Genomic DNA, 13,704 nt, shown 5'->3' with positions numbered 1-13,704 from the left:
AGCGGTTCCAAAGTGAGGTGATTGAGATGAGAGATCAAAAAACCATCAGGAGAACGATAACAAGATTTAATCATGGAGAAATGACACAAGTGGAAGATGATATTGTCACTGAATTTCCACTGACGATTTATATAAATGAGGAAGAATTCGCAACGATGGTCTGCACTCCGGCCCACCTGGAAGAAATGGTAATCGGATTTCTGGCTTCTGAAGGCGTCATCCGTTTCCAACGTGAAATCAAAAACTTTAAAATCGATGAAGAGCAAGGCTTTGCCTACATTGAGATTGAAGGTAAAATCAATACCCAGCGTGATTTTTCCAAACGGTTTATCGGTTCCTGCTGCGGAAAAAGCAGACAATTTTATTTTCAAAATGATGTCCAGACCACAAAAACCTCCACCTCAAAAACGACGATAACTGCTGACCAATGCATTAAATTAATGGATATGATGCAGGCAACCAGCCACGTCTTCAAAGGTACAGGCGGTGTTCATAATGCGGCAATCTGCACAGGCGATGAAATGATTGTCGGACGTGCGGACATTGGCAGACACAATGCACTGGATAAACTATATGGGCATTGCTTGTTGAATCAAATTTCCGTGCGGGATAAGGTGCTTGTTTTCAGCGGGAGGATTTCCTCGGAGGTCATGACGAAGGCGGCGAAGATTGGAGTAGGAATCGTATTGTCTAAATCAGCTCCAACTGATTTAGCGATTGATTTAGCTCATGACTTGAACATCACTGCAGTCGGCTTCATTAGAGGCGGGTCCTTCAACGTTTATTCGCACCCGGAACGTATTCACCAGTAAAATATAACAAAGCCTGGAAGCAAGTAAATGGCTCCCAGGCTTTGTTTAGTTTTTATGCAGAACGATAGGTTTCATTATCTTTCTCATTGGAGTTGGATATTACCTGATCCAACGCAAAGCTTTTGCTTCCATTAATCAGGAAGTAAAGTGACATAGCAAGTAACACCAAGTCAAGCTCATACCCTGCTCCTTGCCCATCTCCCAAGAAACCTCCAGCGAGTTTCACTTTTAAGATTGCTCCTGCCATTAAGACCACAAACAGGCCTGAAATGACTCTTGTGCCTAATCCAAACAATACTGCCAGCCCACCAACTAATTCAAGTAAGGCTACAGCATAAGCGAGAAATCCAGGCAATCCGATACTATCGAACCAGCCAGCCGTATTACCTATTCCATCCTGGAACTTAACAAGGCCATGGATGAAGAAGGTAAGCCCTAATACAACACGTAATATCACTTGACTCCATGCATATTTATTATTCATTATCATTTCCCCCAATGTAATTTTTTATCATTTCCCAAACTGCCAGACACTGTGACTTAGATTTCCATATCGGTAGCTTCTATGAGTTAATTTAGCGCTTTTTTCCTCATCGGCTGCTCCCATCGCATAAAAAATCGGAATAAAATGCTCATTTCCATAAGGAGGGACTGCTAAATCAACAGCAGGAGCCTCTTTTTTATAATTGTATAAGGATTCAAGATTCCACTTGGTCATTTGCTCTTCCAGCCAGTCATCAAACTCAACTGCCCAGGCATCTGTCTGTCCGTTGTCCTGATGCAGCTTAACAACTCCAAGATTATGGACAGTGCCTCCACTTCCTATAATCAATACATCCTCTTTTCTTAAGGGAGCCAGAGCCTTCCCGATTTCATATTGTTGCTGTGGGGTCAAATGGGGATTGACCGACATAGAAACCACCGGCACATCTGCTGCTGGATAAATCATACGCAGAACCACCCAGGCCTCATGGTCCAATCCTCTTGTTTTATCAACCTCATAAGGTATCTCCTGCTGTGCAAAAGCTTCCTTTATTTTTTGTACTACATCTGAAGACCCTTTGGCTGGATATTCAATTTGATATAAAGCTTCCGAAAATCCTCCAAAATCATAAATAGTACGGTATTCTTCTACATCGCCTACCTGCTGAACCCCTGATTCCCAATGAGCTGAGAAAAGTACAATCGCTTTTGGCTGCGGCAATGCTTCCCCTAATTCTTTCAAATAATTTGTGTACTGATTATCTTCAAGGGCAAGTAACGGTGCCCCATGCGCTACAAAATAAGACGGCATCATATCGTTACTTCACCTCCCCTTCGCTGTTTTTGTTTCCTAATATGAATATTAGTTACATATATATTAACAACGAACCCTCTGGATTGTCAACTGTTTTTTTGTTAATATAGATATATGTTTCATAAAAGAAAACAACCGGAGTGAATGAACATGGATATAGGATCCACAATTCGAACAATCAGGCAAAGAAAAAAGATTACGATCGCCAAAATGAGTGAGGGAACTGGCCTGTCAAAAGGATTTATCAGCAATATGGAAAACAATAATACTTCCCCTTCGATTTCTACATTGCAGACAGTAGCTAATTTCTTAGAAATACCACTTCCCTACCTGTTATTAGAAAAAAACCAGCGTATGAACGTGGTCAGAAAAAACGAGCGCCGAGTGACAACTCATAATAAAGATCAGTTGAAGGTCGAGCATTTGACCTCTAAAGGCGGACTTAAAATGAAACGGGTGGAAATTCCTCCTGGCTCCTCTACAGCAGAAGGACATGCCCACAATGGTGAAGAGGTCCACCTCGTATTAAGTGGGAAGATTTATGCACAGCAGGGGGAAGATTGTTACACCCTGGGAGAAGGGGACTCTTTTAGCTGGAATGCGTCCGTCCCCCACTTTGTCAAGAATATCGAGGATGAAACGGCGGTCGTACTGATCGCCCAGTATACGGACACAGAGCTCGAAGACATGCTATAATGCTTGGCGAAGTTGTGTTGGGTTGCCCCGCCAAAATTTTATTTTTCACTCATTCTCTTTCCAATTAGAAAAACTTGGCTTGTCGCCAAGTACTTATGGCGAAAGCCTTAGTCTTTTCTTATACTTTAATCCTTTAATATAGTTGAATTTTCTTAAAGTAAATAAAAGAGGCAGCACCTCGCTGCCTCATTCTTCTAAATCTGTTCTCTCTTCTTCCAATAAACATGCCCAAAATCGCAGCCAGAACCCAGCCCTTTTAAATTCAAACTTCATAGAATCCGGGGTTTGAAAGATGCTCCCATTCTTTCCTGAGGATCCCCATCTTAATCGCATCATAATGAGTTCCATCAACCATACGGGCCTGCCTGATTCTTGCTTCTTCTTTCATACCAACCTTTTCGGCAACTTTTATCATCCTGCTGTTCCCGGACCATGTAGACATACCAAGCCGGTGAATGTCCGTAGCCTGAAACAAATAACTGATCCAGCGTTTGTATGCTTCGGTTCCATAACCGCCATTCCAGTAACGTTTGTCATAAATGACGATGCCGGTCTCCAGCCAGTCGGTATGTTTATCAATCCAATAGGAGCCGACCGTTCCAATCAACTTGTTACCGGCTAAAATGACAAGCGTGTTAGGCACTTGATCTGTGATGAAGTAGTTCATTTCCCAGCTTTCTCTATACTCCTCCATAGTCTTTTCCGGTTCTGGGATATAGGGGCCGTTCCACTTTTTAGCTGCTTGTTCTTTCTCCTCGAATTTCCAATAATACAACTCGTCGATGTGTCTGGTTGTTGCTTCTGTCAATGTAATCTTGTCTCCAACTAGTTCTATCATGATAAGTTATTTACTCCTCATTTGGTTATCCACCGGTTTTTTATAAAAGACTATGGTTGTATACTGATTCAACCGTTCGATGCTTCCTGTCTTTTTGTATCCTGCTTTTTCATAAAAGTAACAATTTCGTTCTTCTTCCAATATGGTCGCCAACTCCCAGCTAGCCGCATCCGGATATAAATGCTCGACTGCATAAAGAGCCTGTTGAGCAATACCTTTTCCTTGATAAGCTGGCAAAATGAACATCGGGCTGATCCAATACTCTTCTTCTTTCCAGAACACATAAATAGCACCTATCAGTACGTTTTCATATAAAACTTTATGGAAATCGCCATCTGGGTTGTTTATTCTGGATACCACTCGTTCGAGGGGCTCATTTGCAGGATTTGTATCAAAATCCTTATATTTTTCTAATAACGGGGTAAAGGCTTTAACCTGGATGTCATAAATAGCAGAAACATCATCCAAGGTTGCTGTTTCTATACGAACGTCCATTTTTCTCCTTCTTTCTAAAAACAGTATGTATTTCCACGAAAGGAAAACTTAGTACCAATTATTTCAAATTCAGAAGATTAACACAATATTTTTGTCAATAAAAAAACGCCTCCCAGCAGTTAGGCGTGTAATTAAAAAATGATCATTTATGTTTCCCTATAGTGAATCCTTCGAATAACCTTCCGCCGAATGGCTCTAAAATGCTGTCAACTAAGCATAGAATCTCCGTTTTTACACCAGTTGTATAAAACTTGTCGAAAGCCTGGATGAACTCTCCGGCAAAAGTTTCATCATAATTTTTCAGTGCCCTTACTGTCCATTTGGATTTACCAATCCACTGTTGGTTCGTGCGTAAACCGAATTCACTCGTTAAGGACGCCAACTCATTAGCAATGAACAATGCTTCCCCCCGGTCTGAAGCACCGATGAAATCCTCGAGTGTATCCGTAAGAAAGTAGCGCTTGGTTGTGATGGCTTCCTCACTCCAAGTTTCTGGCCCCTTATCCAACAAATCATCAGCTTCTTGTTTGATACCACGGATGATTCCAGTATCTTTCAGGACAATACCTTCCGAAACCATTCGCGGCATGGAAGGCCTTGCCCGCTCGCAATCATTCTTAAAAAATTCTTTATAGGATATCATGTTATGTACAAAAACTTCAATCGGCCAGCCAAATTCAAGTAAGGACTGGCGATAAGAAGCGGATAGTTTCTGATCAAAAATAACAATATCTAAATCAGATGTTTCAGTAGCTTCACCACGGACGACGCTCCCGGCTAATAAAGCACCCTGACAATCAGGGTAATGAGCCTCAATAAATTTGTAAGCTGCATCAACAGGCTTCATCTACTTCTCCTTTCAGCTGTCTCGCAATATAGTCTGTTCTATGATTTTGCGTGCGCGATCATCCATATTTTTCGGCAGGGCTGATGTCCATCATATAGTCTTTGATACTATTAGTCCTTTTTGCTCCATTCTGTAGATGCGGTGGCGACTCCAATCAATTCACTTTCGTCGTCATATAAAGGGTGGCCAAAAACATCATAGGTGATTTTCCCCTCGGAAAGAGGAAAAGTGATTTTCCTTCTAATTGGGATTTGTTTTTCTATGACATTTCTCTTTAATTCCATAAGCGCAAGTGTTCCCTCATTCTCATTAATCTCTTGATCTGTTTTCCCAATGACATCAGTTGGTTCAAAATCCTGGTGTGGGTTAAAAATCCAAGTATAACGGAGTTCCAAGTCACAATGAGCAATAACCATCGGGGAATGCTGCAACGCAAAACTAAAAGGGTTTCCCTCCAGATCAAAGCTGGAATAATGAAATCCTAAAACCTTCCCAAGTTTTTTTGCCACTTCCTTACTTGGATTTTTTGTACCATATTCTAATTGTGCGTAATAAGATCTCTCGATAAATGCTCTGGCAGCTACTTGCTCTTGGGTTAATTGATGTATTTTTCTTAACTTAATCAGCCAATGGCGTCTTTCCATAAGTTGTCCTCCCCTCCAATAGGAGAATGTTGCTGAATAGGCACAATTTTATTACACCATATCAGTTATAATTTTAGTAATAGGCTATTCGGCCCATTAATGATAGGAGGACAATAAATCGTATATACACTTATGAAAAAGGGCGTGAATACGAATGAGTACGAAATACCCGATTAATTGCAGACTATCTGATTGTGAACTACTTCGCATCATTAATAAGCTGAGAAGCCAAATGGTTAAATACGGTTTAGCTGAAGGTCTAAGGAACAAAAAAACATTGGAAGTAAGTCAGCAACTCGATATCTATTTAATGGAGCTTCAAAAAAGAAAATACCTCAAATAATATCAATGCCTTTTATACATTTAGAAATACATCAATTATTCGATTCAGAAAGTCAATCGTTTGTTTTTCTTCCTTTATGGTTGTTTCAATCTCACTTCGTTCTTTATTAAGTAAAGAAACAATTTTCTTCACTGCAATACGGTGAAAGGAAGGAGTCATATATTCATAAATGTCTTCCACGTAACATTTGCTTTTTTATTCCTATAGGTTATACTTATATTATACAAACATTAAACATTAGTTAGAAAAAGGGAGTGTATAGATGTATAAACTTGTTAGAAATACTGCACAACAAAACGAGACATTAAAAAATCCACTTGACCATACAGATAAGGTTTTTGAAGATTACCAGGAAGCAAAACTCTTAGCTTCGAAGTTGAACACCTATATCAAATACAATTTACACTGGAAAGTAAAAAATTATTTTGAACAATGACCAAAAATAAAAACGATGCTGAGATAGCACCGTCAAGATAACTGTTTATTGAGTTGGTTTTGTTTAGCTTTTAAATCTTGCAGGTAAGATCGTATCTCTTGTTTACTTTTTAATACAATCACCTCCTTACCTGACGCATTCCAGAGCTTAAAACGTTTATACATTTTTCTTCTTCGATCTTTATAGGTTGTAACTATGTATTTCAGAAACTTCCACTCCATTTTTTCTTTGCAGCCTGCACCCATATCAGGCCTTGTCTTTCCTAGGTTCATCACCCACCTTTTCAGTGCCCGATACACACAGACATAACGCGGAAGCTCTAAATAAATAATAGTATCCGCACGATATTCCCGCACACCGAATGTCTTACTATAATTCCCTTCTATTATCCATGTCTGCCGTTCAGCAATTTCCCTCTGAGCTTCCTCAAATTCTTCGAATGGTGCTTCGATCCAATGAGGTCTCCAGTACAAAGCATCTAAATGATAGACATCAATCCGCAAAATTTCCCCGAGCTCTGTTGCAAAGGTGGACTTTCCAGCACCTGCCGAAACGCCAATTACCATTATTCGCTTCATATTCTTCCTCCTTTCATCTAAAAGAACACTTACTTTCGCACTTCTTTAATAATTTTTCATAAGACTGTTTTAAAAAAGCAAAAAGAAAAAAAGAGCGTTTGGGTATATAAAAACTCAAAACGCTCTTTATCGCTTATTAACTTTCCACCACCATATCAGCATTTTTTATCGGCTGTTCGCTGTCCAAGTAGTATTCTTCAGCCTTCCAATAGCGATTGATAAACTTCGAAATATTTGCTCTGATTTCCTCTTTCTCCCGGAGGAACCGTTTCTCGCGCGGACAATCCAGATACACGATATAATCAAAGAAATGTTTCCACTCTTTGCGTTGAAGGAATATCCCTTCTATTATCAAGAGACTATTTTCCGGGAGACTGATGGTGTGGAATTGGTGTGTATCTGATACCTTATCATAAAAAGGCAAGGCCACCTCAGAAGCATACTTGAGTTTATCAAATAATTTCCTTCGCAAACCCTCTATATCCCATTGCAGACTATAATACTCATACCATTCTTCCTGACCAGTATCATACCGGTTCTCTCGTGTTACGATATGGTCATCGATATGGAAGGTTCGAAAAGGGATATTCTCTCTTTCAAGCCTTTTCTCTAATTCTTCCGTAAAGGTAGTTTTTCCAGAACGGCTTAACCCGTCAATTCCTAATACAAAACGCCCGCCTTGCACCTTATCGATTAAAAAATCTTTCAGCTCATTGACTTCTGTATGCACTGCCGTTCACCTGCTTCACACTTACTTTTCTAATCCTTCGCGTAAACATATACTTCCTGGCCGGCCAGCACCATCCGCTTTTCAAGCTGCATGCCGATTTTCTGGGCAACCTGCCGGGAAGCCATATTGCCGGGCTGAATGATGGCAATGAACCTCTTGATCCCCAATTGATAGTGGCCGTAATCAAGGAAAGCCTTGGCTGCTTCCGTAGCATAACCATTGCCCCAATATTCCCGGGCAATCCAGTAACCGATTTCAATTTCCTGCTTACCATCGAGTTCGCGTGGGACTAATCCGGCGTGTCCGACAGGTACATTATCTTCCGTTCGGATGAGCACCTTGAACCCCATATCCTCTCCGTGTTCATATGTACGGTAGATCCATTGCAAAAACTCTTTCGCTTCATCTTTATTCTTTGGTGTGCCCTCACCAATATATCGGACCATCTGAGGATCAGCCAGCATATCTGCCAAAAAATCCATATCTTCCTGTTGATACGAGCGGACATCCAATCTTCTTTCTGTATAAATTTGCATTAAAAACACACCTCTGCTCTCTAATTTCTAGTTGTGGTTATTTAGATTAATTATCCAGGTCGTCCTGGAGTAACCCCTTATTGGTGGTCCTCCTTGTTTCCTCTTCTTTCTCCAGCCGCTCACCAATCCGGGAACTATTAATTCCATCACGGACAGCAGCTTTAATGACCAAATAAAAAATAAATATTGAAACTATGTACAGCAAAATCCCCATACAAATCCTCCGTTGTTTACATCTATGTTAGTTGTTTTCTTTTTTTGCATGCAACTAAATCGTGCTGGCGGTTCCTGTTTCGCCTGGGTATAAAAACCTTCACCTCCATTTCTCTTAAGTTGAACAAGATAACGTGCTATCAGCCAATTTTATGCGGGTACTCGATGCGGATGGACACAATCTCTCCGCAATTCTCACAGAATGTATAAATCTTATTGGACCCCATACTCATTGGTTTCCCTAAAGGCCTTACATGTGTGTAATCTGTACCTTCTACAAGTTTAGTTCCGCTGCATTTCGGGCACTTGCTCTTGCTCAACTACACCATCTCCCTATTAAATTTTTTATTAGCTTACTATATAAATTCGCTTTTTTCCGCTCAATTCCTGCAAAAAAACGCCTTCTTATTTCTAGAAGGCGCCTTTGGTCACTCATATTCTTTTTCAATAGCTTTGGTGCTTCTCACTGTATCGATTGGTCGAACTCTAGCCTCAATTGCTTCCCGTTTCGGTTCCAGAAATGGCGGCAGGGATAATTTCTCCCCAAGGGTTTCATACGGTTCGTCCCCCATGAACCCAGGGCCATCTGTGGCGAATTCAAACAGAATTTGGGGAGCGACATTGCTATACAACGATTCGAAAAAGTGACGGTTCACATAACCGGAAGTCCTGAAATTGAAGCTTTCCATCCGTTGCTGCCATTCATCCAATACCGAGCGATCTTCGACACGGAAGGCAGCGTGGTGGACCGTTCCGAATCCTTGACGAGCCGGTGGCAGTACAGAGTTATATTCGACAACCACTTGTCCGCCATTGCCACCTTCTCCCACTTCGAATAAATGAAAGGAGCCGTCCTGATCAATCTCTTTAAATAAAAGCACTTGTTCCATCATTTTTTTGAAATAGTCTATATTGTCAACTCGGACAAACAGCGGTCCAAGCCCCGTAACGGCGTATTCTAATGGAACTGGCCCATCCTGCCAAGGTGTCCCCGGAGCCACACCAGTATCATTTTCATCCGAAATCAATTGGTATTGCTGATCATCAAAATCCACAAATGGAAGTACCTTCTTGCCGAACTGTTCCTTGATACCTTCATGTTTCACATCCAAACGATCAAACCGCTTAACCCAGTAATCTAATGCTGCGTCATCAGGTACACGGAATGATGTTTTGGAAATCTCGTTGGTACCATGAGTGCCTTTCGGGATGCCAGGGAAGTCGAAAAACGTCATATCGGTTCCCGGGCTTCCTTTATCATCCGCAAAGAACAAATGATAGGTGCGTATATCATCCTGGTTAACAGTCTTTTTCACCAGTCGCATTCCCAGGACATAAGTGAAAAAATCATAATTCTTTTCAGCACTGCTGGTAATTGCGGTTACGTGGTGGATACCTTTCAAGTGATTCATCTTGCTACCTCCTAGAAGAATTATCTATTTATGCTCTATAATTATTTCGATTTCAAGATAAATATAATACGTACAATATTTCCTGTCAAACTAAAGCGTTTGCCTTGTTACCCTTAGTTATTGTGAATTAACGTGAGGACATTCTTCTTTAACGCTAAATTTTCATAAAAAATCCCGAGCGCTATTCCTGCCCGGGATACGTTTTTCTTAAAAATATGATTGATTGCTCAATCAATTGTCGTAAGATATCCTCATCAATTTCTGCTACCTTGTTAATATAAACACACGCTTTCCCTTTCTTATGCTTACCGAATTTATTCAATAGTTCTTCGTTATTATCTCCAGGAGCAAAATACAAACTGAAGTTAGCTTTACGCGGGGAAAATCCGACAAGTGCCGCATCTCCTTCATGTCCAGAAGCGTACTTATAATGATAGCTGCCAAATCCGATAATACTCTTCCCCCACATCTTTGCCTCATACCCTGTCGTCTCTGTGAAAATATCCAGAAGCTTGTAGGTATCCTCTCGTTTTTTCGTATTCTCCACACTTTCAATAAATTCGATCACGCTGCTATCATTCTCTTTTGTTTTCAATTCATAACCGATAATTATTCCTCCTCTATAAATTTCAAAGTATATTTAATTTCAACTTTCTTTTATTGATTTCCTTTTGAGCCATAAAAAAAGTACATCATCCTTTTTAAAAGAATGTACTTTTTTCAGTCTCTTAACATTTATAGAGTAGGACACGCAATGGCATCTGATGACCATAATAAAATGCATGAGTGCACCCTCCATCAAGATATTTTCTCCTATCATTCTATGAAGGGAAGGTCCAAAAAATCAGACAGAGGGCACTAGTTAGCAGTTTACTGCAGCCTTTAAAAACTAATAAAACTGAAGATATACCCACCAATAACACCTAAAATCACAATCAGCCAGGCTGGTACTTTCCATATATTCAACAGTGCAAATAGAATCGTTCCTAATGCAAAGTCAGCTCCAGTAAATATAGAGCTTTTAAGAACAGGATCATAGAAAGCAGCTAACAATATCCCTACGACACTGGCATTAACACCCATAAGCACGCCTTGGAATGATTTTCTGCTGCGCAATTCATTTAAGAATGGCAACGCTGCAATAATTAATAGAAAAGATGGCAAGAAAATTCCGATGGTAGCTACGATGGCACCGGCTATTCCTTCCATCATCGTTCCCAGGTAGCTGGAGAAGGTGAATAAAGGTCCTGGAACAGCCTGAGCCATACCATAGCCTGCCAGAAATTCATTCGCTGTCATCAACCCCTGAGGTACAACTTCCCGCTCAATCATCGGGAGTACGACATGACCGCCCCCAAATACGAGGGAACCAACACGGAAAAAGGTGTCAAAGATACTTAAGAGTGGATTGTCTGTCATTTTTGTTAACAGTGGCAGCATCACTAGGGTAAATACCAGAATGCCAAGTGAGGTGATGCCTAGTTTTTTAGAAATATTCACGTTGAACGTCTGCACTTTAGGTTCTGATTTGTCTTTGAACTGCCTAATCCCGAGTAATCCAGCTGCTAGGATTATTAAGATCTGCATCCATGCGGACGGATATAATAACATGACTGCCGCTGCCACAAGTGCGATTGCTATTCGAGCTTTATCTGGAGTCAGCTTTTTCCCTAATCCGATCAACGCATGAAGCACTACTGCGGCTGCCACGACTTTCAGACTGTGAATGAAACCGGCATCTCCCAGTGCGAATGTCTGATACATCATTGCAAAAATAATTAATACTATAATTGAAGGCACCGTGAAACCAAACCAGGAGACGACGCCCCCTAATATGCCTCCCCGTAACATGCCGATGGCAATACCTACTTGCGAGCTTGCCGGTCCCGGCAGAAACTGGCACAAGGCAATGATATCGGCATATGTTTTATCATCAAGCCATTTCCTTCTGTCGATATATTCATCCTTGAAGTATGCCAGATGGGCTACTGGTCCCCCGAAGGAAGTGAGTCCAAGTTTAGTTGAAACTGCTAAGATTTCCAGAAGTCTTTTCATCGGCCTTTGCCCCCTCCTATCACTTGATTTCTTTAAACAATTCATACGCCTTCGCACGGGCCTCTTCGAGAATAGTTTCTCCATGTGTAGTTATTCGATAATATTTTCTGATTTTACCCTTCACATTTTTTTCTTCTTTATCTAACAGACCATCGAGCTCCATATGATGAAGAATCGGATACAAGGTCCCAGGGCTGATATCATAGCCATGCTCCCGAAGTTCTTCAAGCATCCATGATCCGTAAATGGCTTCTTCTTTGGCATGATGCAGGATATGAATATGAATGAATCCTAAAAATAACTTCCTCAATACTTTATTATCCATCTGCTTATCCCTCCCGATATCGAATTCCAATAACGAAATCCGATATCAATTATATATAATCGCAATTATCTGGTCAATACAAAAATGCTCAGGCTTACTACCTGAGCATTTAAACCAGATGTTATATTAAAAATTCAAACGGTCCGTAAGTAGGTCTGCCTCCCCCACAATACCCCGGGGATCAGCAGCACGGCCAGCGCTATAACTCCGAGCCAGCCTATTGCTCCCCAGAGAAAACCAGTCAATGTTCCGCCTGTTGCCACCCCGATATAATAGCTTACGAGATAAATGCTGGAGGCACCACCCTTGTGATGGGTAGCGGTCTGATTGACAGAAGCTGCCACCATGGAATGAACCACGAAGAAGCCGAGACACATCAGGCCGACTCCTAGATAAATAAGTACTACTACCGGAATCGCAGTTAACAGGATCCCTGTAAGCATAACGAAAACGCTCGTTATTACAATTTTCCCCATCCCGAACGAAAGCGAGAGTTTACTGGCGACCGGTGAGCTGACGAGTCCTAGCCCATAAGCAAAATAAGCAAACGTAATGGTACCGATCGACAAGTAGAACGGTGCGTCACTCAAATAGAAAGGAAGATACGTCCAGACACCAGTAAAAGTCAACTGGATGACGATTCCCATATAGAATGCCGGAATCAGATTTTTATTTTTCAAATGGATGAACATGCCCGCCAGGTCATCCTTGATAGGAAGTTCACTCGTATGAAAGTTCCTCGATGCTGGTAGGAGTATTAGAAACGCTATAAAAAATAACGCCTCTAACACGAACAGCAGCCATAAAGACATCTGCCAGGAAGCATATTCCGATATATAACCCACGAATACTCTGCCGAACATGCCGCCGACAGCGTTGCTCGCGATATAAAAAGAAATCCCAATTCGTACGCTGCGCTGTTCAAATTCTTCACCGATATAGGCAATTGCTGCGGCCGGCAATCCAGCAACAAAAAACCCCTGGATGAATCGTAAGACCAAAAGCAGCGCGAAAGACTCGACGAAAGGCATGATGAATAATGGGATGATCGATAAAAGCATCGTGACTTTCATCAGTTTCACCCGTCCCCAGCGATCTGACATCAAACCGAACACAAGCAGCCCGATAATCAAGGAAACGATTGTCAGCGAGATTAATAGACTGGATGCTGTCGGCGATACGTCAAATTCCCTGGTGAATATCGGCAGGATTGGCTGCAGCATATAAATGTTCGAAAATGTCATAATCGAAGCTGCTGCAAGTGCGATAAGCGCCATCCAAAACGGTTTATCTTTTGAAGTGTAGCCATTATTATATGTACGTTTTTCTTTTGTCACACCATCACTTCCTAACACACTATTGTATATGAAAATATCATTTCGTTCTTCTTACTACAAGAGTTTAAAGGACCAAAGGCAATCGATTCCGAATTTTCATTACTCATGTT

At 41.1% G+C, this 13,704-nt stretch carries 19 protein-coding genes; 3 read left to right on the top strand and 16 right to left on the bottom strand.

Features of this window, described 5'->3' with window-relative positions:
* Positions 1 to 26 precede the first annotated feature (26 nt).
* Entirely contained in the window at positions 27 to 812 is a 786-nt protein-coding gene (gene fdhD / locus FHS45_RS16275; protein ID WP_062439960.1) for a formate dehydrogenase accessory sulfurtransferase FdhD, read from the top strand.
* A gap of 52 nt (positions 813 to 864) precedes the next feature.
* Here fdhD and FHS45_RS16270 read toward each other — a convergent pair whose 3' ends face one another.
* Positions 865 to 1,296, bottom strand: coding sequence for a DoxX family protein (locus FHS45_RS16270; protein WP_062439963.1), 432 nt, complete (start codon positions 1,294 to 1,296; stop codon positions 865 to 867).
* Positions 1,297 to 1,323: 27 nt separating this feature from the next.
* Positions 1,324 to 2,109: a dioxygenase family protein gene (locus FHS45_RS16265; RefSeq protein ID WP_062439966.1), complete on the bottom strand. Its 786-nt coding sequence runs from the start codon at positions 2,107 to 2,109 to the stop codon at positions 1,324 to 1,326.
* 150 nt (positions 2,110 to 2,259) lie between these two features.
* On the opposite strand from FHS45_RS16265, the gene FHS45_RS16260 reads away from it, so the two are divergent.
* Entirely contained in the window at positions 2,260 to 2,805 is a 546-nt protein-coding gene (locus FHS45_RS16260; RefSeq protein WP_062439969.1) for a helix-turn-helix domain-containing protein, read from the top strand.
* 262 nt (positions 2,806 to 3,067) lie between these two features.
* On the opposite strand, the gene FHS45_RS16255 is transcribed toward FHS45_RS16260, so the two are convergent.
* The 4 genes from FHS45_RS16255 to FHS45_RS16240 form a co-directional block, all read right to left on the bottom strand.
* Entirely contained in the window at positions 3,068 to 3,643 is a 576-nt protein-coding gene (locus FHS45_RS16255) for a GNAT family N-acetyltransferase (protein WP_062439973.1), read from the bottom strand.
* 6 nt (positions 3,644 to 3,649) lie between these two features.
* Entirely contained in the window at positions 3,650 to 4,138 is a 489-nt protein-coding gene (locus FHS45_RS16250; RefSeq protein WP_062439976.1) for a GNAT family N-acetyltransferase, read from the bottom strand.
* A gap of 142 nt (positions 4,139 to 4,280) precedes the next feature.
* Positions 4,281 to 4,985, bottom strand: a complete 705-nt coding sequence (locus FHS45_RS16245; RefSeq protein WP_062439978.1) for a nucleotidyltransferase domain-containing protein — start codon at positions 4,983 to 4,985, stop codon at positions 4,281 to 4,283.
* A gap of 110 nt (positions 4,986 to 5,095) precedes the next feature.
* Positions 5,096 to 5,629, bottom strand: coding sequence for a helix-turn-helix domain-containing protein (locus FHS45_RS16240; protein WP_062439980.1), 534 nt, complete (start codon positions 5,627 to 5,629; stop codon positions 5,096 to 5,098).
* Positions 5,630 to 5,783: 154 nt separating this feature from the next.
* Between FHS45_RS16240 and FHS45_RS16235 the strand changes: the two genes are divergently transcribed.
* Positions 5,784 to 5,972, top strand: coding sequence for an aspartyl-phosphate phosphatase Spo0E family protein (locus FHS45_RS16235; protein WP_082411903.1), 189 nt, complete (start codon positions 5,784 to 5,786; stop codon positions 5,970 to 5,972).
* 12 nt (positions 5,973 to 5,984) lie between these two features.
* Here the strand turns inward: FHS45_RS16235 and FHS45_RS16230 are convergent, their stop codons facing one another.
* The 10 genes from FHS45_RS16230 to FHS45_RS16185 all read right to left on the bottom strand — a co-directional run bounded on the left by FHS45_RS16230 (position 5,985) and on the right by FHS45_RS16185 (position 13,624).
* Complete coding sequence (locus tag FHS45_RS16230) at positions 5,985 to 6,152, bottom strand: hypothetical protein (RefSeq protein ID WP_166761434.1); 168 nt, start codon at positions 6,150 to 6,152, stop codon at positions 5,985 to 5,987.
* A gap of 288 nt (positions 6,153 to 6,440) precedes the next feature.
* Positions 6,441 to 6,986, bottom strand: coding sequence for a P-loop NTPase family protein (locus tag FHS45_RS16225; protein WP_062439981.1), 546 nt, complete (start codon positions 6,984 to 6,986; stop codon positions 6,441 to 6,443).
* A 136-nt stretch (positions 6,987 to 7,122) separates the two neighbouring features.
* A complete protein-coding gene (locus FHS45_RS16220; RefSeq protein WP_062439984.1) occupies positions 7,123 to 7,716 on the bottom strand; it encodes a kinase in 594 nt (197 codons plus the stop codon).
* A 29-nt stretch (positions 7,717 to 7,745) separates the two neighbouring features.
* On the bottom strand, positions 7,746 to 8,252 hold the full coding sequence (locus tag FHS45_RS16215; protein WP_062439987.1) for a GNAT family N-acetyltransferase: 507 nt from the start codon (positions 8,250 to 8,252) through the stop codon (positions 7,746 to 7,748).
* Between the two features lie 46 nt (positions 8,253 to 8,298).
* On the bottom strand, positions 8,299 to 8,466 hold the full coding sequence (locus FHS45_RS16210) for a hypothetical protein (RefSeq protein ID WP_166761433.1): 168 nt from the start codon (positions 8,464 to 8,466) through the stop codon (positions 8,299 to 8,301).
* 427 nt (positions 8,467 to 8,893) lie between these two features.
* Positions 8,894 to 9,877, bottom strand: a complete 984-nt coding sequence (locus FHS45_RS16205; protein ID WP_062439990.1) for a ring-cleaving dioxygenase — start codon at positions 9,875 to 9,877, stop codon at positions 8,894 to 8,896.
* 181 nt (positions 9,878 to 10,058) lie between these two features.
* On the bottom strand, positions 10,059 to 10,472 hold the full coding sequence (locus tag FHS45_RS16200) for a DUF1801 domain-containing protein (RefSeq protein WP_208416500.1): 414 nt from the start codon (positions 10,470 to 10,472) through the stop codon (positions 10,059 to 10,061).
* Between the two features lie 287 nt (positions 10,473 to 10,759).
* Complete coding sequence (gene chrA / locus FHS45_RS16195; protein ID WP_229717925.1) at positions 10,760 to 11,932, bottom strand: chromate efflux transporter; 1,173 nt, start codon at positions 11,930 to 11,932, stop codon at positions 10,760 to 10,762.
* A 19-nt stretch (positions 11,933 to 11,951) separates the two neighbouring features.
* A complete protein-coding gene (locus FHS45_RS16190; RefSeq protein WP_062440000.1) occupies positions 11,952 to 12,257 on the bottom strand; it encodes a PadR family transcriptional regulator in 306 nt (101 codons plus the stop codon).
* Between the two features lie 134 nt (positions 12,258 to 12,391).
* Entirely contained in the window at positions 12,392 to 13,624 is a 1,233-nt protein-coding gene (locus tag FHS45_RS16185; protein ID WP_082411905.1) for an MFS transporter, read from the bottom strand.
* Positions 13,625 to 13,704: the final 80 nt, after the last annotated feature.

Origin of the sequence: Thalassobacillus devorans, assembly GCF_011761345.1 — a bacterium.
Taxonomy (GTDB): Bacteria; Bacillota; Bacilli; order Bacillales; family Halobacillaceae; genus Thalassobacillus; species Thalassobacillus devorans.
The sequence above is the reverse complement of the archived record's forward strand: the minus strand, read 5'-3'. Positions and strand labels throughout refer to the sequence as shown.

What these genes read in the sequence shown, in the direction of transcription:
- fdhD (WP_062439960.1), top strand. Translation starts at nt 27, where the DNA reads ATGAGAGATCAAAAAACCATCAGGAGAACGATAACAAGATTTAATCAT.
- FHS45_RS16270 (WP_062439963.1), bottom strand. Translation starts at nt 1,296, where the DNA reads ATGAATAATAAATATGCATGGAGTCAAGTGATATTACGTGTTGTATTA.
- FHS45_RS16265 (WP_062439966.1), bottom strand. Translation starts at nt 2,109, where the DNA reads ATGATGCCGTCTTATTTTGTAGCGCATGGGGCACCGTTACTTGCCCTT.
- FHS45_RS16260 (WP_062439969.1), top strand. Translation starts at nt 2,260, where the DNA reads ATGGATATAGGATCCACAATTCGAACAATCAGGCAAAGAAAAAAGATT.
- FHS45_RS16255 (WP_062439973.1), bottom strand. Translation starts at nt 3,643, where the DNA reads ATGATAGAACTAGTTGGAGACAAGATTACATTGACAGAAGCAACAACC.
- FHS45_RS16250 (WP_062439976.1), bottom strand. Translation starts at nt 4,138, where the DNA reads ATGGACGTTCGTATAGAAACAGCAACCTTGGATGATGTTTCTGCTATT.
- FHS45_RS16245 (WP_062439978.1), bottom strand. Translation starts at nt 4,985, where the DNA reads ATGAAGCCTGTTGATGCAGCTTACAAATTTATTGAGGCTCATTACCCT.
- FHS45_RS16240 (WP_062439980.1), bottom strand. Translation starts at nt 5,629, where the DNA reads ATGGAAAGACGCCATTGGCTGATTAAGTTAAGAAAAATACATCAATTA.
- FHS45_RS16235 (WP_082411903.1), top strand. Translation starts at nt 5,784, where the DNA reads ATGAGTACGAAATACCCGATTAATTGCAGACTATCTGATTGTGAACTA.
- FHS45_RS16225 (WP_062439981.1), bottom strand. Translation starts at nt 6,986, where the DNA reads ATGAAGCGAATAATGGTAATTGGCGTTTCGGCAGGTGCTGGAAAGTCC.
- FHS45_RS16215 (WP_062439987.1), bottom strand. Translation starts at nt 8,252, where the DNA reads ATGCAAATTTATACAGAAAGAAGATTGGATGTCCGCTCGTATCAACAG.
- FHS45_RS16210 (WP_166761433.1), bottom strand. Translation starts at nt 8,466, where the DNA reads ATGGGGATTTTGCTGTACATAGTTTCAATATTTATTTTTTATTTGGTC.
- FHS45_RS16205 (WP_062439990.1), bottom strand. Translation starts at nt 9,877, where the DNA reads ATGAATCACTTGAAAGGTATCCACCACGTAACCGCAATTACCAGCAGT.
- chrA (WP_229717925.1), bottom strand. Translation starts at nt 11,932, where the DNA reads ATGAAAAGACTTCTGGAAATCTTAGCAGTTTCAACTAAACTTGGACTC.
- FHS45_RS16190 (WP_062440000.1), bottom strand. Translation starts at nt 12,257, where the DNA reads ATGGATAATAAAGTATTGAGGAAGTTATTTTTAGGATTCATTCATATT.